Raw genomic sequence first — 19,948 nt, 5'->3', positions numbered from 1 at the left:
TATAAAGGGGGTGCCAGTAAGAGATGAAAGGACTATTTAAAGGGTTAAAATATACGCTTAGTAATTTGAGTAAGAAAAAGGTGACGTATGATTATCCAAATCAACCGTTGCCATTACCAGACCGATTTCGAGGTATTCAAAAGTTTTATCCGGAGAAATGTATTGTTTGTAATCAGTGTTCCAACATTTGTCCGACAGATTGCATTCAATTAACAGGAAAAAAACATCCTGATCCTACGAAAAAAGGGAAAATTATCGACACGTATGATATTAATTTTGAAATTTGTATTCTTTGCGATTTATGTACAGAAGTTTGCCCGACAGAGGCGATTGTAATGACAAATAACTTTGAACTTGCAGAGTATTCACGTGATGATTTATTTAAAAATTTGCAGTGGCTTGACGAGAACGACGAGAACATCAGGAAGGAGAATAAAGCATGAACGGCGAGTTTGTAGCTTTCTTTATATTATCCTTGTCTGCGATTATCGGTGGCGTTCTTATGCTGAATTTAACGAAAGTAATGCATATGATGCTGGCCCTTGTGCTTACGTTCCTTAGCATTGCGGGTTTGTACTTTCTCTTATCAGCCGAATTTATCGGAGTGGCACAAATTTTACTTTACTCTGGTGCAATCACTATTATTATGATTTTTGGCATTATGTTAACGAAACATAACGCGGAAAATGAATCGCGCCTTACTCTTCGAAAATGGATTATCTTCTTTGCGGTTGTAGCATTTGGAGCAGTTATGTATTTCGCTGTTAATAGTATCGATTTTTCAAATCAAAGCACACAAGGAAGTTTACCTCTCCATGAAAATAACACACTTCAAATCGGTACACTTCTCTATTCAAAATATATTATTCCATTCGAATTAACCTCAGTTATTTTACTTGTAGCACTTGTAGGAGCGATTATCCTTGCGAAGAAGGATGAGGGAGAGGAGGATTCCCATGAGTAGCGTTCCGGCTTCTGCATATTTAACACTTGCGATTATTTTGTTTTGCATCGGCTTATTTGGAGCTTTAACAAAGCGAAATACAGTAATTGTACTAGTTTGTATCGAATTGATGTTAAACGCCGCCAATTTAAATCTAGTAGCGTTTAGTAAATTAGGCTTGTTTCCGAATTTAACAGGACAAATTTTTTCGCTGTTTACGATGTCTGTAGCGGCAGCGGAGGCAGCGGTAGGTCTTGCAATTTTGATTGCTTTGTACCGTAATCGCCCGACAGTTCATGTAGATGAGATGGATACGCTCAAAGGATAGCATTGTGACCGAAAAGGGGGAAGGAAACAATGATCGATTATGCATGGCTCATACCGCTTTTCCCGCTTGTTTCGTTTTTGTTACTTATTGTGTTCGGGAAGAAAATTAGAGAGGGAAGTAGTGTACTAGGTATTTTCTTTACCTTTCTCTCCTTTATATCCGCGGTAGTGGTACTAATAGAACGATTTTCATCCGAGGCAGTGAAGCATAAGTGGGTATGGCTTAGGGTAGGAGATATAGATATATCATTTGGTTTTGAAGTTACCGCATTAGGGGCTTTAATGTTGTTTATCGTTACACTTGTGAGTTTTCTTGTACATGTGTACTCAAAAGGTTATATGAAAGGTGACACCAGATTACCAACCTTTTATGCATATTTAGGGCTCTTTACCTTTGCGATGCTTGGGCTAGTTATATCGACGAATTTATTACAGCTTTATATATTTTGGGAGTTAGTCGGCCTTGGTTCGTTTTTACTTATCGGTTTTTATTTCTTTAAAGAAGAAGCGAAGGCTGCTGCGAAAAAGGCTTTTATTATGACACGCATTGGGGATGTTGGGCTATTTATTGGGATGATATTAATTTTTTGGCACGCAGGTAGTTTTGAATATGACGCGATTTTTAAAGCGATTCATACGGGCGACCTCTCTCCTTCTATGATTACAATAACGGCGATATTAATTTTTATCGGTGCGATGGGGAAATCGGGTCAGTTCCCGCTTCATACATGGTTGCCAGATGCAATGGAAGGACCGACGCCTGTTTCGGCGCTTATTCACGCGGCAACGATGGTTGCAGCCGGCGTATATTTAGTAGCGACGATGTTCCCGCTATTTTCAGCAAGTGCGGTAGCGATGCAAACTGTGGCAATCGTTGGGGCTTTCACCGCAATCTTTGCGGCCTCTATCGGTCTAGTGCAAACAGATATTAAGAGGGTTCTTGCTTATTCTACAGTTAGTCAGCTCGGGTATATGATGCTTGCGCTAGGCTCGGCTGGTTATGTAGCTGGTATCTTTCACTTAACGACACACGCCTTTTTTAAAGCATTATTGTTCCTGGCAGCAGGAAGTGTAATTCATGCAGTCCATACGCAAAACATTAATAAAATGGGCGGTTTACAGAAAAAGATGAAAGTAACCGGTGCACTATTTTTAATAGGCACACTTGCAATTAGTGGTGTTCCTCTTCTTTCCGGATTTTTTAGTAAAGATGAAATTTTAGCGGCGGCTTGGATGAATGGCAATTACTTTCTATTCGTTTTAGCAGTAATTGCGGCATTTCTAACAGCATTTTATATGTTCCGTCTATATTTTCTTGTCTTTACGGGGGAAACGAAGACGAAGGAAGAGGTGCATGAATCACCTCGCACCATGACGTATCCGATGATTGCCCTTGGTGTTCTTGCGGTAGTGGCAGGTTATATAAATACACCGTGGTTCGGGACGTTTCTTGGGGATTGGCTTACGAAAGATATAGGATTCCAGGTGAAGGAAGTGCATGGACCTGTTTGGATTATGGTTGTTGCGACGCTCGTTTCATTTGCGGGAATTGCCCTCGCATATTTCATATATGGCAAGAAATCTATCTCTAGAGATTGGGCCGGCGGAGAAGGGACGTCTCTTTATAACCTTTTGAAAGAAAAATATTATGTGGATGAACTATACAATGCGACAGTACTTCCTATTACGAAAGGAATCGCTCATGTGCTTCGCTTATTTGAAGTATACGTTGTAGAAGGAATCGCGGTTTTAATTGCTGGACTCGTTAAAGGTATGAGTGGACTAGGATCACGGCTTCAAAACGGGAATGTACAAGTGTATGGAACTGTAACAGCAGTTTCGCTCGCAGTGCTCCTAATTATTTTGTTATATACGGGAGGGGATTTACGGTGAATGGATTGCTATTAACGTTCTTCATTTTTTCCCCGCTTTTAGGAATTCTCTTGCTTTTATTAACGCCGAAACGAGAATCGCGTACAGTGCAGGCGCTTGGTTTATTCGGAACGGCGCTTCCATTTGGAATTGCTACCGTCCTTGCTTGTACATACGCTTCAGGAAAGAGCTTATCGATATTTGATGAAAAAGTGAAATGGATTAAATTTGGGGATTTCACAGCAGTGGACAAAAGGTGGTTTTCAATTTATTACGAGCTCGGCATTGATGGTTTATCGCTTGTAATGATGGTGCTCACAGCTCTTCTAGCGATGCTTGCAGCTATTGCGGCACTTTCTATTAAAAGAAATTTGAAAGCATTCTACATGCTGTTACTCATGTTAGAAATAGGTATGCTCGGTGTCTTCGCTGCTCAAAATTTAATGTTGTTCTTCATGTTCTTTGAGATTACGTTGCCACCAATGTTTTTATTAATTGGCAAGTGGGGGAAATTGTCGAGTGAAAAGGCTGCATATAGTTATTTAATATATAACGGTATTGGATCAGCTATTTTACTTATCGTTTTCTCGGTTTTATTTGCGAAAACAGGTACAACAAATATTGCGGAGCTTAAAGAAATATTAACGAGTGTAGGTGCTGGGGGAGGAATGGCCGTCTCAAGTAGCGTACAGTTCGGCTTGTTTCTTGCCATAATGATTGCTTTTGCGATTAAACTCCCTGTTTTCCCTTTGCATCGCTGGATGGTCAATGTACACATAGAAGCGCATCCCGCTGTAGTTATGCTTCACGCGGGGGTTTTGCTGAAGATTGGTGCGTACGGTATTGTTCGCTTCGGGAAAGGATTATTCCCAGAATATTTTCGTGATTTTGCAACGCTAATTGCGGTTTTAGGGGTAATTAATTTATTGTATGGGGCCTTTCTAGCACTCATCCAAACGGACTTTAGAAAGGTACTTGCTTACTCTAGTATTTCGCATATGGGCATTGTATTAATGGGGCTGGCGGCGTTAAATGCACCAGGTATACAAGGGGCATTGTTCCAAGTTGTGTCTCACGGTTTAATTGCGGCCTTACTCTTCTTCTTGCTTGGCATTATTGAAGAGCGTTTCGGGACTTCGGATATTACAGCACTTGGTGGACTTGCAAAAAGTGTTCCGGTGCTTAGCGGTTTCTTCCTAGCGGGCGGTATGGCATCGCTTGGAATGCCAGGGATGTCCGGATTTATTAGCGAATTCCTTGCCTTTCTCGGTTTATTCCAAGGGAAACCTGTTATCGCCGCCGTCGGTGTAATTGGAATTATTTTAACCGCTGTATACGTATTAAGAGCGACACTTCAAGTGATATTTGGTAAGAAAGAATGGGAAGCGAAATTTGATATACACGGATGGGAGTACGTTCCTGTTATAGTGCTTATCGTTTGTATTATTGCAATTGGGGTAATGCCAGAACTACTAGGGGATCCACTTCAAACTACATTGAAAACATTGGGGGTGAAGTAGGATGGATATGAACACGTTACTTAGCTTATCATGGCATCTCATGGTACCAGAATTCATTATTCTCGGGGCAGCGATCCTTCTTTCCATATGTGATTTGTTTTTTAAGCTAAACCATAGGTACGTTGCGATGGGTGCAATTGCCGCTTCCTTGTTAGCGATAGTGTCATTAATGACGCTATATAGCGAACCGGCAGGAGATATTTTAAATGGATCGTTTGTACTAGATGGATTTTCAAAAGGATTTAAAACGTTGTTATTAGGCGGAGCAGCTCTCGTTTTATGTATAGCAATAAGCGATGAAAAGAAGGAGCCTATTCAAGATAAAGGGGAATATTATTATTTGTTTTTAATGGCGCTTCTTGGAGCGATGTTCATGGCGTCTAGCGTTGATTTCATCACATTGTTCGTTGGTTTAGAGTTGCTTTCGCTTTCTTCCTATATTTTAGTAGGAATCCGAAAAAGAAACCGCGCATCGAATGAGGCTGCAATGAAATATGTCATTAACGGAGGAATTGGAACAGCAATTACACTCTTTGGAATGAGCTATTTATACGGTATTACAGGGTCGACCAACATAGTGGAAATGCAAAAGGTATTTACGCAAGGATTGGCTGGGGGCATTCAGTTATTGTTAGCCCTCGCATTTCTACTTTTGCTCGTTGGACTCTCATTCAAAATTGCAACAGTGCCATTTCATATGTGGGCACCAGATGTGTATGAGGGAGCGGCTACACCTGTCACTGCTTTTCTCGGAACGATTTCTAAAATTGCTGGTTTTCTACTCATTACGCGTTTGTTTCTTATGGTGTTTGCAGGTGTGGCAATCCAAGGAGACGCACAATCTTTGTACGGGCGTATGAGTATATACATTGCGGTACTAGCTAGTATTACGATGATTGTTGGGAACGTAGTAGCATTAAAGCAATACAACGTAAAACGTCTATTTGCCTATTCAGGTATCGCGCATGCTGGGTATTTGCTAGTCCCTCTTGTAGCGCTATCGCAGTTTACGATGGATAGTATGTGGTTTTATATGCTTGCATATATGCTTATGAATATAGGGGCATTTGCAATCATCCACGGATTAATCTTACAAAATGATAAGGAAAATATGACTATTTTTACAGGGTTATACAAGCGATCCCCATTTACAGCTATAGTGATGACGATCTTTATTTTATCATTAGCTGGAATACCGGGGACAGCAGGTTTCATCGGAAAAATTAACATCTTTTTAGGGGCACTTCATGTTGAGCCTACTCATTACGTATTAGCTTCTATTATGATGGGGACAACAGTTATTTCATTCGTATATTACTTCCGGATATTACAGCAAATGTTTTTCCGCACAGAAGGGGCAGAAGAAAAGCTTCGGTTACCGTTAAATATAAAGATTGTCATGAGTCTTTGCGCAATTTCAATTGTAATACTGGGAATTATGCCGATGATTGGTTACAATTTCTTCTATGAATATTTTCCATTAATGAAAGATTTCTTCTTCTTAGGGAACGTGGTACAATGGTAAAAATAAAAGGTGTAGAGTCCGTACTCTACGCTTTTTATTTTGGAGTAACAGTAAATGAAAACACCTATAGGTATATGTTTTTTAACAGAAAATTACGATGTAAAATGTAAGATGTTTATTTGCGTGTGAAAAAGTGTGGCTCCTACTTATTTGTGGTATCGTTTTTTACATCTTGCGTAAGTAGTAGCCAAGCAAAAAAAGGGGTCGATTTTTTGGCACATCTTTTAGGGCAACAAGCACTGATTGCCATTGTTTCGCATTTATTGTTTATTACCATTACGTGGTGGGCCTTACAAGGTATTCACATTGAGCGCTTAATGAAGTCTGGAAAAGTGATGCAGACGAGAGTATTACTTATCCTAATTACAATTGCAATTGGGACATCTGTAAGTAACTTTTTCCTTGATTATTTAGGCTATTCAAAGAGTTTAACGTATTTAGTAAAGTAAGTGTATAGAACCTCATATCTCCGTTAACAATGGGGATAGGAGGGGATGAAATTGAAGTTTAAAGCCATTCTTATCGTTATCGTAAGTGTTGTTTTATTTTTGGTTGGATATAAAGAGATGAAACCTATAAGCGACGAACAGAAAATGGAGAGCATGATTGCAGCTTTAGAGAAGAACGATGCAAAAGTAGAGCGGTGGTCATGGTTAGCGCGAGAAACGAAAACAATTTCTAATATACATACGTTTCAAAAATTGTTAAACGATGTGAAGGAAGAGGCAAACATCGAAAGTTGGGAATTAGAACAATCTCCAGATGGATATAAGGCTACATCCTATAAAAAATCTTCTTCACATGAAGAACGAATAGTAGTAACTTGGAGTAAGGAAAATACTAAAGAAAACACTTTTATTATTTTTGAAGTGAGCGGGGCGAAATGGGACCCGAAGTACGTTCAGAACATGGATAAAATTTTTAGTGAAAAACCTATAATTTACACTTGTGTTCAAGGTGTACTGAATGATAAGATTGAAGGTGTTTTGCAAAATAAAACCAATCAGGTTTTGAAAGATCTTTCAGCAAGAGCGATCGAGCAGATAGAAGAAAGAGCATTTGTATCAGTCTCCGCATATAATAAAAAGTGGAATGACGCTCTTTCAACAAATAGAGAGAAAATAAATGTGCAAATAGCAATACGTTCTACAAACAACAAAGATACAATTGTGGTTGGCACACCGATCATAACTTCTGAGTATTGAGTGAATAGATACTGAAAAAAGGACACGGAGGGGAATAATTTGGAAAAGATCATCGTCCGTGGCGGAAAGCGGTTAAGCGGCACAGTGCGTGTTGAGGGCGCAAAAAATGCTGTATTACCTATAATCGCTGCAGCCCTATTAGCGAGTGACGGAAAGAATGTACTATCTGAAGTACCAGTATTATCTGATGTATACACAATTAACGAGGTATTACGTCATTTAAATGCTGAAGTCGTATTTGAAAATAACCAAGTAACAATCGATTCTTCTAAAGAATTAAACATTGAGGCACCATTTGAGTATGTACGTAAGATGCGTGCATCTGTTCAAGTAATGGGACCATTATTAGCACGTAACGGTCGTGCTCGTATTGCACTTCCTGGTGGATGTGCAATTGGTTCACGTCCAATTGACCAACATTTAAAAGGCTTCGAAGCAATGGGAGCGAAAGTAAAAGTTGGTAACGGATTTGTTGAGGCACACGTAGAGGGCGAACTAAAAGGAGCTAAAATTTATTTAGACTTCCCAAGCGTAGGCGCGACAGAAAACATTATGTCTGCAGCTACATTAGCAAAAGGGACAACAGTCCTTGAAAACGCAGCGAAAGAGCCAGAAATCGTTGACTTAGCTAACTTCTTAAATGCAATGGGAGCGAAAGTACGCGGAGCTGGAACTGGAACGATTCGTATTGAAGGCGTTGAAAAATTATATGGTGCAAACCACCCTATTATTCCTGACCGTATTGAAGCAGGAACATTCATGGTTGCAGCGGCAATTACAGGTGGAGACATCTTAATTGAAAATGCTGTGCCTGAACATTTACGCTCAATTACAGCGAAAATGGAAGAAATGGGTGTTAAAATTATTGAGGAAAATGAAGGTGTACGTGTTATCGGCCCAGATAAGTTAAAAGCGGTTGATATTAAAACTATGCCTCATCCAGGTTTCCCAACAGACATGCAATCACAAATGATGGCATTATTACTACATGCTGATGGAACAAGTATGATTACAGAAACGGTATTCGAAAACCGCTTTATGCACGTTGAAGAATTCCGTCGTATGAATGCTGATATTAAAATCGAAGGTCGTTCTGTAATTATGAACGGTCCAAGTAGCTTGCAAGGAGCTGAAGTTGGCGCAACTGATTTACGTGCTGCAGCAGCATTAATCTTAGCTGGTTTAGTATCAGAAGGTTATACTCGTGTAACAGAGTTAAAACATCTTGATCGCGGTTATGTAGATTTCCATAAGAAATTAGCTGCATTAGGTGCAACTATTGAACGTGTAAACGAAAAAGTAGAAGAAGTGAAAGAACAAGAAGTTTCTGATCTTCACGCTTAATTGAAGTAGTCTCTATGTCTTTTGACATAGGGGCTATTTTTTTTGGGTTATTACTGTTATAGTCAATAAATTCCATACTTATGCACGTCTCAGTGAAAATATTTAGAAAATTTTTGTTTTATTCCACTATTTGCGGTCAGTAAAACCCCACTGATTATAGTTTCACTTTATATCGATACCCCCAAGTATGTTCTAAAAGATCCCGTATTTCCATAAGAATGAAAGGAATCCAACTTTATCCCGCATTAACGGTCAGTAAAACTCCCACCTCAAAATTCGGCTGAAGCAAAGAAGTTAAGTGGGAGTCGGGCTGCCCGTAAATGCCCGATTGGTTCAACTAATAATCAGTGGGGGATGAACAAAACCCCCCACTGATTAAAGTTTCACTTTATATTGGGGGAATAGGATGAAATTTTCAAAGCCACTTTTCATTACAGTAGCGCTCTTAATAGCGCTCGTTATCATTGTACCTGCTGCTCTTGTTATTCCGTTTGCGAAAGCAAAAGTAGGGGAAGAAGCAGCTTCTAAAACTCCTCCAGCGATAGAAAGTATACCAGCTCCAGGGAAAGTGGATACAGCGGTTCAAGTTGCTGTATATCGTGATCAGCAGAAGAAGGTAGAAACATTACCTATGGAGGAGTATGTGGCCGGTGTAGTAGCTTCTGAGATGAATGCCAGCTTTGAAATAGAGGCGCTAAAGGCGCAGGCATTAGCAGCAAGAACATTTGTAGTGCAGCGTATGCTAAGCGGTGGTAAGAAAAACAATGCGGACGTGACAGATACAGTGAAAGATCAAGTGTACAAAAGCAAAGAGGAATTGAAGAAACAATGGGGTAATAACTATGAAAATAATTTAAAGAAAATTGAGGAAGCCGTTTCGAAAACCGCAGGACAAGTTTTAACGTATGATGGAAAACCAATTTCAGCATCCTTCTTCTCAACGAGTAACGGACGAACAGAAAATGCAGCTGATTATTGGGGAAATGATTATCCGTACTTGAAAAGCGTAGATAGTCCGTGGGATCAAGCCTCTCCAAAATTTACGAGTGAGCAAAAATTCACAGTAGCTGATTTTCAAAAACGTCTCGGTGTGAAAGTACTAGCAAACGGAAAGGTTGGTAATATTAAAGACCTTACGGAAGGAAAGCGAGTAAAGGATGTAGAGTTCCAAGGGGAAACATTAACAGGAAAACAAGTTCGTGAAAAGTTAGATTTACGCTCCTCAGACTTTACGTGGAAACAAGAAGGGGATAACATCACCGTTACAACGAAAGGATTCGGTCACGGCGTCGGTATGAGCCAGTACGGTGCGAATGGTATGGCAGCGGAAGGTAAGAAATATACAGAGATAGTCGCTCATTACTATAAAGGCATTGAAATAAAGACGATGAATGATTATGAAGGAAAATTGATGGTGAAGAAGTAGGTGTCAGGGGTTTCCTGATACCTACTTCTTTTTTTGTTTAAAATATCATAATTTTCCATTAATTGTTTGGTATAATAGGATAAAAACATTTGGGGGAGACGAAATGGCGCTACTGGAGTTGAAACAGTTAGGGAAGACGAACCAGTTACCGGCAATTGAGCTAGAGGTTGAGAAGGGACAATGTGTTGTTTTGCAGTGTAATAACCATACAGCTAAAGTGTTGCACCGCATCATTATCGGTGAAGAAGCAGCTTCAACTGGGAATGTACTATTTGAAGGCACAGCGATTGGAAAGAAGAATTATTCCCGCATTGGTTTTTGTTTTTTGAAAGATGAAGCATACGATCGTTTGAAGGTGAGGGAGTACTTCAAGTTTATATTAGGGCTTTATGAATCTAACATGAGTATGGAAGAAGTAGTACAATATGTCGGTCTCCTAGATAAGTTGAACGTTAAAATAGAAAAACTATCATTTTCAGAGAAACGCCGTCTTCATCTTGGGCGAGTTATGATTCATAATCCGGATTTAGCTATTTTAGAAGAGCCAGAGCAAAATGTGGATACAGAGAGTACGATCATTATTCGAAAAGCGATTATGAAAATGAAAGAGCAAGGAAAGGCAATCTTTATTACGTCTTCCTTTTTATCAGATGCCCTTTCGCTGACAGAAGATGTGTACATATTAAACAACGATGGTGTGAAAAAGATAGAAATAGAGCAAGAGGAAGTTGAAGAAGTCGATGAAGAAAAAGTAGTTCAAATGATTCCGCAAATGAAACTGGAAAGAATACCAGCGAAAGTGAACGATAAAATCATTTTACTGGATCCGATGGAGATCCATTTCATTGAAACACAAAATGGAGTGACACATATTCATGTGCGCGAAGGTGACTTTGTATGTGCATTAACATTAAGTGAACTAGAAATGAGATTAGCAGGATTCGGGTTCTTCAGATGTCATCGCTCGTACCTCGTTAATTTACAAAGAGTAAGAGAAGTTATTACGTGGACACGTAATAGTTTTAGTTTAATTTTGGATGACGAAAGAAAAAGTTCAATCCCGCTTTCAAAAGGACGAATGGATGAGTTAAAAGGTGTAATTGGGCTATAAAAATGCTCCAATAAGCTTAAAATAGGATCCATTCACCGGTAAAAATACTCCTTTTATCGGTATTTTACTGCGCCTACCCTTTGTTTTTCATATGATTGAGTCAAGAAAAGCGAAACAAACGAAAAGCGCTAAAGCGACTTTCATCTATAAAAAGAAAAACAAAGGGGATGACGAAATGACATTGGCAATTGAAATGAAAGATGTAATGAAAAGTTTCGATGGAAAAACGGCCCTTCGAAATGTAAATATTGAGGTGAAGCAAGGAGAAATCTTTGGATTCCTCGGACCGAGTGGATCTGGGAAAACAACAACAGTAAAGATTTTAACTTCTCAATTGCTTCATAGCGTTGGAACAGTACGAGTGTTAGGGAAAGACATTACAGGGCCAAGTAGTATCGATTACAAACGAATCGGTATTTTAACAGACAACAGCGGCTTATACGAAAGACTTAGCATTTATGATAACTTACTATTATTTTGTGACTTATACGATTGTAAAAAAGAACGAATCGATGAAGTACTAGCACAAGTGAACTTATTAGATGATAAAAAAACACAAGTAAAAAAATTGTCAAAAGGAATGAAGCAGCGTGTCACACTAGCGAGAGCGATCCTTCATAAACCAGATATCCTCTTCTTAGATGAACCAACATCTGCACTTGATCCAGTAAACGTACAAAACATTCATAAAATCTTAAAAGACTTAAATAAAGAGGGAACGACGATTTTCTTAACGACTCACAATATGGACGAAGCAGAAACACTTTGTAACCGCATTGCCTTTCTATGCGGGGGAGAAATTGTAGCGCTTGATACACCAGAAAACCTTCGATTGCAATACGCGAAAGATCAAATACAAGTCGTATTAAAAGATAAGCAAAAAGAAGTAGTGCAAAAAGACGAATTAGGTGCAAAACGTATTTCAGAATGGATGAAAAAAGGTGAATTACTATCCATTCATTCACACGAACCAACGCTAGGCGATATCTTTATTGAAGTTACTGGGAGGGGATTATAATGACATTTTCAATGAGACGATTTTCAGCTATTTTTCGGAAAGAGTTACAGGATTTTAAAACGAATTCACAAACTTTAATTATGATGGCAATGCCAGTTTTTTTTGCAATACTATTTAGTCGTGCAGACAACTTTAGAGAAGCTGGGGCAGGTACATTAACTGCGATGGCGTTAGTTATGGTCGGAGGTTTTGTACAGGCAATGCTCATCGCTGAAGAAAAAGAAAAAAATACGCTTCGTGTTCTTATGCTATCACCAGCATCATCAATTGAAGTATTAATTGGTAAAAGTTCATTAACAGGTCTGATTACAGTTGCAATTTGTTTTATTAATCTACTTATTTTAGGTAAATTAGAAGGTAATTTTGCAATATTATTACTCATCTTTGTTCTTGGAATGCTAATATTTAATCTCATTGGCACTTGTATCGGATTATTAGCTCAAAATGTGCCACAAACCTCAACAATTGGATTGCCAATATTAATGACATTTCTTTTGGGCGATTTAATTGGGATGTTTGTGAAGAATGAAGTTGTTACAAAGATGATTGGTTATTTACCAACTCGTCATATCGGTCTTGCAGTTAGCAGTGTTATAAAAGGTGAAGGTTTTAGTGCAATTGCTAGTAATTTATTGAATATAACTATTTGGTTAGTTGCAGTACTTGTTATTACGCTCTTCATTTATAGAAAGAAACAAATGGACTAAAAACTGAGCTGAAACGCTCAGTTTTTTCCTTTTTCTATCATTTCCTCGGAAATTTTGCAATTCCTATACATATTTTTACAGATTTTGTCGAAAAGTAATTAGTTATAGGTTGTATAGGATGAGTGAATATTGTTCAAAATGATTGCTGAGGTGATGATGGAATGCGAGGAAGAAATAGTAAAAAGTCGCAAAAAGTAGTACATTTATTTCAAAAAAGATGGGTGTTTCCGGCACTATACATTGCTTGTGCAGCGGTAATCTTAATGGTTGCGCTATGGTTCCAGGGAGCTAATCCAAAGAAAGCTCCGAACCAAGATCAAGCAACACCGTATACACAAACGGAAGATCCGGCAGTGCCAGTAACAAAATCTTCAGAAGTAGTGAAAATGCCAGCTGCAGTAAATGCAGAAGTAGTAGTACAGAAGAAATTCTATGAAGATGCAGCATCAGAGGCGGAACAAGAAAAAGCACTTGTTTTTTATAACAACACATATTCCCCGAATAAAGGAATTGACATTGCTGCGAAAAACGGAAAAGAATTTGATGTTACAGCTGCTTTAAGTGGTACAGTAACGAAAGCTGAAAAAGATTCACTTCTTGGTTATGTTGTAACGGTAGATAGTGGAAATGGTGTAGCGGCATCTTATCAAAGCTTAGGCAGTGTGAAAGTAGAAAAAGGTGCAAGAGTCGCGCAAGGTGAAGTGTTAGGAAAATCAGGTCTAAATGTAATGAATAAAGATGCAGGTTCTTACGTTCACTTTGAAGTACGTAAAGACAATGTGGCTGTGAACCCTGAGCGTTATTTAAATAAATCAGTAGCAGAAATTAAAGCTGATGCAGGTGCTGCAAAGGCGACGAATGCTTCTGGTAAAAAAGCTGATGACAAATCTCAAAAAGAAGAAAAGTCGACAAGCACGAAACCAGAAAGTAAAACAGAAGATAAGTCTCAAAAAGAAGAGAAATCGACAAGCGGCTCGACTAGTGATAAAGAGACGAACGGCAAACAAGATGAGAAATCGACAAGCGGTTCGACTAGTGATAAAGAGACGAACGGCAAACAAGATGACAAATCTCAAAAAGAAGAAAAATCAACGAATGGTTCTACAGAATCATCTAACGGTTCTTCTTCACAAGAATAATAAAGTGAAAAAATCAGTTCTCATTAGGAGAGCTGATTTTTTTATCCCGCATTAACGGGCAGTAAGACTCCCACCTCAAAATTCAGCTGAAGCAAAGAAGTTAGGTGGGAGATCAACTGCCCGTAAACGCCCGATTGGTTCAACTAATAATCAGTGGGGGATGAACAAAACCCCCACTGATTAAAGTTTCACTTTATTTTCATATAAAAATAATCAATTTCGAGAAAAAAGTTGCAATAACAAGGAAAAATGACGAGATTCTCGAATATATATTACAAAAGGGAGGGGATACTGTGTCATTTTTATCTGTTCTGTCGATTGCTATCATTTTATTGTTTGTTTTATTCGCTTTATATTATTATATTGCCGGTAAGAAAGAAGTCCCCCACCATCAGTTGTTAGAAGAAGAATATGAAAGAGAAGAGTGACACCTTTTATAAAGAGGTGTCACTTTTTTTCGCCATAATTGTCATCGTTAATGTATTTCTCACAAAAAAACGTAATTTTTCTTAACTTAGTCCGCAAAAATAGTGAACATGTAGCATATATCAGTAGTGCGGGCAATACAATGGTATAAACCAATGCAAAGAGAGTGTTTGAGGTGAGAAATCGTGAATCATTTCATTATAAATCCAAGAATGTTTAACGCTTACAAACAGCACTCACATTTACTTCATAGTCGTATGCAGCGAGTCTCATTTCACACTTCTCACATCCAATTTAGGGAGGCGAGTGGTGTGCACGATTACATCAAAGAGAGAACTATCAAGATTGGCAAGTATATCGTGGAGACAAGAAAGACAGTGCGTGTAATCGCAAAGGAATTTGGGGTATCAAAGAGTACAGTCCATAAAGATTTAACAGAACGTTTGCCAGAAATTAATCCAGAGCTCGCAAATGAAGTGAAAGAAATTCTTGATTATCATAAGTCTATTCGTCATCTAAGAGGTGGAGAAGCAACAAAGCAAAAGTACCGAAAAGAAGATACAGAAAACCCTGTGCGCCAATAAATCTAAAATAGCAAACATTCCTTGTGAATTCGGTAATATTTTTCAGAAGAATTCTTTTTGCGAATATTACGTTTCTGTTAAATTTATGATAAAATCAGAAATTAGGTGTAAAAGAATTCGGGTGTAACCTGATTTTGAATATCGAGGAGGAAATGACGGGAATGTTTGCGCGAGATATCGGAATTGACCTAGGTACGGCTAACGTATTAATTCATGTTAAAGGTAAGGGTATTGTATTAAATGAGCCATCTGTTGTGGCAATTGATCGTAATAGTGGAAAAGTATTAGCAGTAGGTGAAGAAGCAAGAAGTATGGTGGGACGTACACCTGGTAATATTGTAGCAATTCGTCCGCTTAAAGATGGTGTAATCGCAGATTTCGAAATTACAGAAGCAATGTTAAAGTATTTCATTAACAAATTGGACGTGAAGAGCTTCTTTTCAAAACCTCGCATTTTAATTTGCTGTCCAACAAATATCACATCTGTAGAACAAAAAGCAATTCGTGAGGCTGCTGAACGTTCAGGTGGTAAAACAGTATTTTTAGAAGAAGAACCAAAAGTAGCCGCAGTTGGTGCTGGTATGGAAATCTTCCAGCCAAGCGGAAACATGGTTGTTGATATTGGTGGAGGTACAACAGATATTGCCGTACTTTCTATGGGTGATATTGTTACCTCTTCCTCTATCAAAATGGCTGGCGATAAGTTTGATATGGAAATCTTAAACTACGTTAAACGTAAGTATAAGCTATTAATTGGAGAACGTACTTCAGAAAATATTAAAATTAAAGTTGGTACAGTATTCCCAGGTGCACGTAGTGAAGAGCTTGAAATTCGCGGACGTGACATGGTAACAGGTTTACCACGTACAATTACAGTATGCTCTGAAGAGATTACAGAAGCACTAAAAGAAGACGCAGCTATCATTGTACAAGCTGCAAAAGGCGTACTAGAGCGCACACCACCAGAACTATCTGCGGACATTATCGACCGTGGTGTTATTCTAACAGGCGGTGGAGCTTTATTACACGGTATCGACATGCTTCTAGCAGAAGAATTAAAGGTACCAGTATTAATCGCTGAAAACCCAATGCAATGTGTTGCTATTGGTACAGGTATTATGTTAGAGAATATCGATAAATTACCACGTCGTGCATTGAAATAAAGTGAGAAAGAGCTAAGGGAAAACCTTAGTTCTTTTTTTTTGATTTTTTTAATTCTAATTTTTTACGAAAACGGAAGAAAAATAGAGGAAAATAAAGAAATAGGGTGATATATCCGTATATATAGTTAAATTTAATGTTTTCTTATTTGAAAACGTATGTAATATAATGATTCGGAATACGACATTAAGGCAAAAAATGTTCAAATACATATTGCCTTTCCCTAATTTGGGCATACACTCTTTTCTACCTCCGTGTCAGTTGCTGGGAAGTGCAACTATTTTAATGGAATAGAGTGTATGCATTTTTTTATACATAGGAAGTAAAGTTTCACTTTATAATGACAAATAATAAACAAAATGGGATAATAACAATATGTCCAAGTGGTAAGACCAATATTACAAAAGGGGCGATTGTTACATGCTAAATATAGAACAAATTAAAGAAATCATTCCTCACCGTTATCCATTTTTACTTGTTGATAAAATATTAGAAGTGGATGAGGGGAAAAGAGCGGTTGGAATTAAAAATGTATCTGCAAACGAGGAGTTCTTTAATGGACACTTCCCAGATTATGCAGTTATGCCTGGTGTACTTATTGTAGAAGCATTAGCACAAGTTGGGGCAGTTGCTGTATTAAAGAAAGAAGAAAACCGCGGGAGACTTGCTTTCTTCGCAGGTATCGACAACTGCCGCTTCAAAAAACAAGTACGCCCAGGTGATCAACTTCGTTTAGAAGTAGAAATGACACGCGTACGTGGACCAATCGGAAAAGGCAAAGCAATCGCAACAGTAGATGGTGAAGTTGCGTGTGAAGCTGAAATTACATTTGCAATTGGTGATAAAAAAGAATAGATAGAATAAAAAAATCTTCTTGTAAAAATACAAGAAGATTTTTTTATTTACTATATATATCAATATAAATATAAAAATACAAACTAGTCAGAATATTAGTTGTAAACTAATTGGAATTACCATATAATTACTTTATCATTTATCTCGTTTTTGAGATAAATGATAAAGATATAAAAGAAATGAAGCTATTGTCATATTGTTACGGTCTTTGTATAGGACAAAATAGAACGGTATGGATTATGGTTAGATATGGGTGGCAATGGATGGATTTAACAGTGGAAATAAGTGGGGAATAAGCGTAATATATCGATCATGAATGAAATGGGCGTGTATATCGAGCATATAGAAATAGAAGGAAAAGGTCGCACTTAAAAAAAGGAGACTAGAACATGTTCGGGAGAAAGAAAAGAAAGCCATTAAAACAATTAATTACACATAAAGAGCCTAAATCGCGTATTACAGAACAATACCGCAACATTCGTACAAATATTGAATTTACATCTGTAGATACTCATATTCGTTCTCTTATTGTCACTTCAGCAGATCCAGGTGACGGAAAGACGACGACAATTGCAAATTTAGCAGTTGTTTTCGGTCAACAAGGAAAAAAAGTTTTAGTAATCGGAGCCGACTTACGTAAGCCAACGATACAAAACTTATTTGCAATACATCATTCAAATGGATTAACGAACGTATTATTAGGACAAGCAAAATTAATGCAATGTATTCAAAAGACAGATATAGAGAATGTATATTTAATGGGATCAGGTCCAATACCACCAAACCCGGCGGAACTGTTAGGGAATCGAGTAATGGACGAGGTATTACTAGAAGCGTATAACATGTTTGATATTATTTTAATAGACACACCGCCAGTTCTTGCGGTTACCGATGCACAAATACTTGCGAACAAATGTGATGGAATCATACTTGTCGTGCGCAGTGAAAAAACAGAAAAAGATAAAATAGTAAAAGCGAAACAAATTTTAGATAAAGCATCTGGCAAAATACTCGGTGTCGTTTTAAACGATAAAAAGGAAGAAAAAGAGCAGTATGGTTATTACTAAAATATAAAAAGCCAACAAAATTTTTGTTGGCTTTTTATTGTTTTCTGAAAATTCTTTATCAAGTTACACAGCATGAAAAACATGATAAAATAAAAATTTTGGAAAATGATTGGAATGTGTTGTCATATTTAAGATTATTTTGTAAGATTAAACTTGTTTCTTGTGAACGAATATAGAACTGAATTATTAAAAATGAAAAATGTAAGATTTATATGTTATAATTTTTCCTATGTGTAAATTTTAGAAAGTTGGAGGAACTTATGGAAGAAACAATTAGTCTAAAAGAGTTATTTCATATCTTAAAAAAACGTTTAGCAATGATCCTCGTAATCGCCTTTGGTGCAGCTATTGTAAGTGCTATCATTAGCTTCTTCTTCATGACACCAATCTATCAATCTTCAACGCAAATTCTTGTGAATCAGAAGAAGCAAGAGGGTACAATGATTCAAGCCGGTGAAATACAAACAAATATTCAATTAACGAATACATATAAGGTTATTATTAAAAGTCCAGTAATCTTAGATCAAGTGAATGAAAAATTAAATTTAAATATGACAGCGCAAGCTTTAACAGGAAAGATTAATGTTGCGAATGAAAAAGATTCACAGGTCATTTCTGTTACAGCTGAGGATAAAGATCCAAAAGTAGCTCGTGATATTGCAAATGCAACTGCGGATGTATTTAAAGGTGAAGTTGCTAAAATTATGAATGTCGATAACGTAACTGTATTATCAAAAGCAGAAGTTGCGGAAAATCAATCTCCAATTAAACCACGCCCGATGTTAAACGTAGCAATTGCTTTCGTTGTTGGATTAATGGCTTCAGTTGGTCTTGCATTCTTACTAGAATACTTAGATAACACAGTGAAAAAAGAAGAGGATGTAGAAAACTTACTTGGCTTACCAGTGTTAGGTATTGTTGCTCGTATGGATGAAGAAACAATGAACGTGAAATCGCATGCGCCATCATCAAGAAAAGTGAGGGGACAGACAATTGGTTCTTAATAGTTTATTTAAAAAGAAAAAAAATCATCGTCAACGTCGTCAACTGATTGCTCATCAACAACCGAAATCACCAATTTCAGAACAATATCGTAATATTCGAACGAATATTGAGTTTGCATCTGTTGATACAAACTTGCATTCACTTATGGTAACATCTGCGAACCCAAGTGAAGGGAAAACGACAACGACAGCGAATATGGCAGTTGTTTTTGCTCAACAAGGAAAGAAAGTATTATTAATTGATGCAGATATGCGTAAACCAGCGATGCATCAAATGTTCCAAGTAGACAATATTGTCGGATTAACGAATGTATTAACGCATAGTCAACGTTTAGAGAAGTGTATACAAACGACAAATGTAGATAATTTACACTTTTTAGCGTGCGGCCCAATCCCACCAAATCCAGCGGAATTATTAGGTTCGAAATCGATGCAAGAGCTTCTTGCTCAAGCATATAGTATGTACGATTTAGTTATTTTTGATTTACCACCAATTTTAGCTGTAACAGACGCACAAATTATGGCGAATGTATGTGATGCATCTATTCTAGTCGTTCGTAGTGAATCGACAGAAAAAGAAACAGCGGTAAAAGCAAAAGGATTATTAGAATCTGCAAAAGGTAAATTGTTAGGTGTTGTTCTGAACGATCGTGAACGTGAACATGGCTTATATTATTACTACGGTGCGAACTAATTAAAAAGTGAGATATGGCA

At 37.7% G+C, this 19,948-nt stretch carries 22 protein-coding genes; all 22 read left to right on the top strand.

Annotated features, from left to right (window positions below; translation table 11 throughout):
• The first annotated feature begins 23 nt into the window (after positions 1-23).
• The 22 genes from nuoI (at position 24) to MKY90_RS26845 (ending at position 19,928) form a co-directional block, all read left to right on the top strand.
• Positions 24-443, top strand: coding sequence for an NADH-quinone oxidoreductase subunit NuoI (gene nuoI, locus MKY90_RS26950; RefSeq protein ID WP_002016193.1), 420 nt, complete (start codon positions 24-26; stop codon positions 441-443).
• Positions 440-964, top strand: a complete 525-nt coding sequence (locus tag MKY90_RS26945; protein ID WP_001012819.1) for an NADH-quinone oxidoreductase subunit J — start codon at positions 440-442, stop codon at positions 962-964. The genes nuoI and MKY90_RS26945 overlap by 4 nt, the downstream gene beginning before the upstream one ends.
• On the top strand, positions 957-1,271 hold the full coding sequence (gene nuoK, locus MKY90_RS26940) for an NADH-quinone oxidoreductase subunit NuoK (RefSeq protein ID WP_000100081.1): 315 nt from the start codon (positions 957-959) through the stop codon (positions 1,269-1,271). The genes MKY90_RS26945 and nuoK overlap by 8 nt, the downstream gene beginning before the upstream one ends.
• A gap of 29 nt (positions 1,272-1,300) precedes the next feature.
• On the top strand, positions 1,301-3,163 hold the full coding sequence (gene nuoL / locus MKY90_RS26935) for an NADH-quinone oxidoreductase subunit L (RefSeq protein ID WP_098167575.1): 1,863 nt from the start codon (positions 1,301-1,303) through the stop codon (positions 3,161-3,163).
• Positions 3,160-4,662 (top strand): NADH-quinone oxidoreductase subunit M, encoded by a 1,503-nt coding sequence (locus MKY90_RS26930; protein ID WP_098167574.1) that lies wholly within the window; start codon positions 3,160-3,162, stop codon positions 4,660-4,662. Before nuoL ends, MKY90_RS26930 begins: the two co-directional genes overlap by 4 nt.
• 7 nt (positions 4,663-4,669) lie before the next feature.
• Positions 4,670-6,187, top strand: a complete 1,518-nt coding sequence (nuoN, locus tag MKY90_RS26925) for an NADH-quinone oxidoreductase subunit NuoN (RefSeq protein ID WP_341093308.1) — start codon at positions 4,670-4,672, stop codon at positions 6,185-6,187.
• Between the two features lie 212 nt (positions 6,188-6,399).
• Complete coding sequence (locus MKY90_RS26920; RefSeq protein ID WP_002016201.1) at positions 6,400-6,636, top strand: DUF1146 family protein; 237 nt, start codon at positions 6,400-6,402, stop codon at positions 6,634-6,636.
• Between the two features lie 51 nt (positions 6,637-6,687).
• Positions 6,688-7,392, top strand: a complete 705-nt coding sequence (locus tag MKY90_RS26915) for a YwmB family TATA-box binding protein (protein ID WP_002139032.1) — start codon at positions 6,688-6,690, stop codon at positions 7,390-7,392.
• Between the two features lie 39 nt (positions 7,393-7,431).
• Positions 7,432-8,736, top strand: a complete 1,305-nt coding sequence (murA, locus tag MKY90_RS26910; protein ID WP_002068497.1) for a UDP-N-acetylglucosamine 1-carboxyvinyltransferase — start codon at positions 7,432-7,434, stop codon at positions 8,734-8,736.
• A 406-nt stretch (positions 8,737-9,142) separates the two neighbouring features.
• Complete coding sequence (gene spoIID, locus MKY90_RS26905) at positions 9,143-10,162, top strand: stage II sporulation protein D (protein ID WP_341093046.1); 1,020 nt, start codon at positions 9,143-9,145, stop codon at positions 10,160-10,162.
• Positions 10,163-10,265: 103 nt separating this feature from the next.
• Positions 10,266-11,273, top strand: coding sequence for a LytTR family transcriptional regulator DNA-binding domain-containing protein (locus tag MKY90_RS26900; RefSeq protein WP_341093045.1), 1,008 nt, complete (start codon positions 10,266-10,268; stop codon positions 11,271-11,273).
• A 175-nt stretch (positions 11,274-11,448) separates the two neighbouring features.
• Positions 11,449-12,291, top strand: coding sequence for an ABC transporter ATP-binding protein (locus tag MKY90_RS26895; protein ID WP_000170829.1), 843 nt, complete (start codon positions 11,449-11,451; stop codon positions 12,289-12,291).
• Positions 12,291-12,998, top strand: a complete 708-nt coding sequence (locus MKY90_RS26890) for an ABC transporter permease (protein ID WP_078184879.1) — start codon at positions 12,291-12,293, stop codon at positions 12,996-12,998. Before MKY90_RS26895 ends, MKY90_RS26890 begins: the two co-directional genes overlap by 1 nt.
• Before the next feature lie 161 nt (positions 12,999-13,159).
• Positions 13,160-14,137, top strand: coding sequence for a M23 family metallopeptidase (locus tag MKY90_RS26885; protein ID WP_341093044.1), 978 nt, complete (start codon positions 13,160-13,162; stop codon positions 14,135-14,137).
• Between the two features lie 293 nt (positions 14,138-14,430).
• Positions 14,431-14,565 carry a hypothetical protein gene (locus MKY90_RS26880; RefSeq protein WP_002016211.1) on the top strand — a complete coding sequence of 45 codons (135 nt, stop codon included), beginning with the start codon at positions 14,431-14,433 and terminating at the stop codon, positions 14,563-14,565.
• A gap of 309 nt (positions 14,566-14,874) precedes the next feature.
• Positions 14,875-15,147, top strand: a complete 273-nt coding sequence (gene spoIIID / locus MKY90_RS26875) for a sporulation transcriptional regulator SpoIIID (protein WP_002089714.1) — start codon at positions 14,875-14,877, stop codon at positions 15,145-15,147.
• A 161-nt stretch (positions 15,148-15,308) separates the two neighbouring features.
• Positions 15,309-16,310, top strand: coding sequence for a rod shape-determining protein (locus MKY90_RS26870; RefSeq protein WP_002130035.1), 1,002 nt, complete (start codon positions 15,309-15,311; stop codon positions 16,308-16,310).
• A 418-nt stretch (positions 16,311-16,728) separates the two neighbouring features.
• Positions 16,729-17,163, top strand: coding sequence for a 3-hydroxyacyl-ACP dehydratase FabZ (fabZ, locus tag MKY90_RS26865; protein WP_000931959.1), 435 nt, complete (start codon positions 16,729-16,731; stop codon positions 17,161-17,163).
• Positions 17,164-17,273: 110 nt separating this feature from the next.
• Entirely contained in the window at positions 17,274-17,459 is a 186-nt protein-coding gene (locus tag MKY90_RS26860) for a hypothetical protein (protein ID WP_139359383.1), read from the top strand.
• A gap of 93 nt (positions 17,460-17,552) precedes the next feature.
• A complete protein-coding gene (locus MKY90_RS26855; RefSeq protein ID WP_098167570.1) occupies positions 17,553-18,230 on the top strand; it encodes a CpsD/CapB family tyrosine-protein kinase in 678 nt (225 codons plus the stop codon).
• A 260-nt stretch (positions 18,231-18,490) separates the two neighbouring features.
• Positions 18,491-19,234, top strand: coding sequence for a YveK family protein (locus MKY90_RS26850; RefSeq protein WP_078184877.1), 744 nt, complete (start codon positions 18,491-18,493; stop codon positions 19,232-19,234).
• Entirely contained in the window at positions 19,224-19,928 is a 705-nt protein-coding gene (locus MKY90_RS26845; protein ID WP_078205024.1) for a CpsD/CapB family tyrosine-protein kinase, read from the top strand. The genes MKY90_RS26850 and MKY90_RS26845 overlap by 11 nt, the downstream gene beginning before the upstream one ends.
• Positions 19,929-19,948: the final 20 nt, after the last annotated feature.

It is taken from the genome of Bacillus sp. FSL P2-0099 (assembly GCF_038007445.1).
GTDB lineage: Bacteria > Bacillota > Bacilli > Bacillales > Bacillaceae_G > Bacillus_A > Bacillus_A mycoides.
The sequence above is the reverse complement of the archived record's forward strand: the minus strand, read 5'-3'. Positions and strand labels throughout refer to the sequence as shown.

What these genes read in the sequence shown, in the direction of transcription:
- nuoI (WP_002016193.1), top strand. Translation starts at nt 24, where the DNA reads ATGAAAGGACTATTTAAAGGGTTAAAATATACGCTTAGTAATTTGAGT.
- MKY90_RS26945 (WP_001012819.1), top strand. Translation starts at nt 440, where the DNA reads ATGAACGGCGAGTTTGTAGCTTTCTTTATATTATCCTTGTCTGCGATT.
- MKY90_RS26855 (WP_098167570.1), top strand. Translation starts at nt 17,553, where the DNA reads ATGTTCGGGAGAAAGAAAAGAAAGCCATTAAAACAATTAATTACACAT.
- fabZ (WP_000931959.1), top strand. Translation starts at nt 16,729, where the DNA reads ATGCTAAATATAGAACAAATTAAAGAAATCATTCCTCACCGTTATCCA.
- MKY90_RS26870 (WP_002130035.1), top strand. Translation starts at nt 15,309, where the DNA reads ATGTTTGCGCGAGATATCGGAATTGACCTAGGTACGGCTAACGTATTA.
- nuoL (WP_098167575.1), top strand. Translation starts at nt 1,301, where the DNA reads ATGATCGATTATGCATGGCTCATACCGCTTTTCCCGCTTGTTTCGTTT.
- nuoN (WP_341093308.1), top strand. Translation starts at nt 4,670, where the DNA reads ATGAACACGTTACTTAGCTTATCATGGCATCTCATGGTACCAGAATTC.
- MKY90_RS26900 (WP_341093045.1), top strand. Translation starts at nt 10,266, where the DNA reads ATGGCGCTACTGGAGTTGAAACAGTTAGGGAAGACGAACCAGTTACCG.
- nuoK (WP_000100081.1), top strand. Translation starts at nt 957, where the DNA reads ATGAGTAGCGTTCCGGCTTCTGCATATTTAACACTTGCGATTATTTTG.
- spoIID (WP_341093046.1), top strand. Translation starts at nt 9,143, where the DNA reads ATGAAATTTTCAAAGCCACTTTTCATTACAGTAGCGCTCTTAATAGCG.
- MKY90_RS26895 (WP_000170829.1), top strand. Translation starts at nt 11,449, where the DNA reads ATGACATTGGCAATTGAAATGAAAGATGTAATGAAAAGTTTCGATGGA.
- MKY90_RS26850 (WP_078184877.1), top strand. Translation starts at nt 18,491, where the DNA reads ATGGAAGAAACAATTAGTCTAAAAGAGTTATTTCATATCTTAAAAAAA.
- MKY90_RS26885 (WP_341093044.1), top strand. Translation starts at nt 13,160, where the DNA reads ATGCGAGGAAGAAATAGTAAAAAGTCGCAAAAAGTAGTACATTTATTT.
- MKY90_RS26890 (WP_078184879.1), top strand. Translation starts at nt 12,291, where the DNA reads ATGACATTTTCAATGAGACGATTTTCAGCTATTTTTCGGAAAGAGTTA.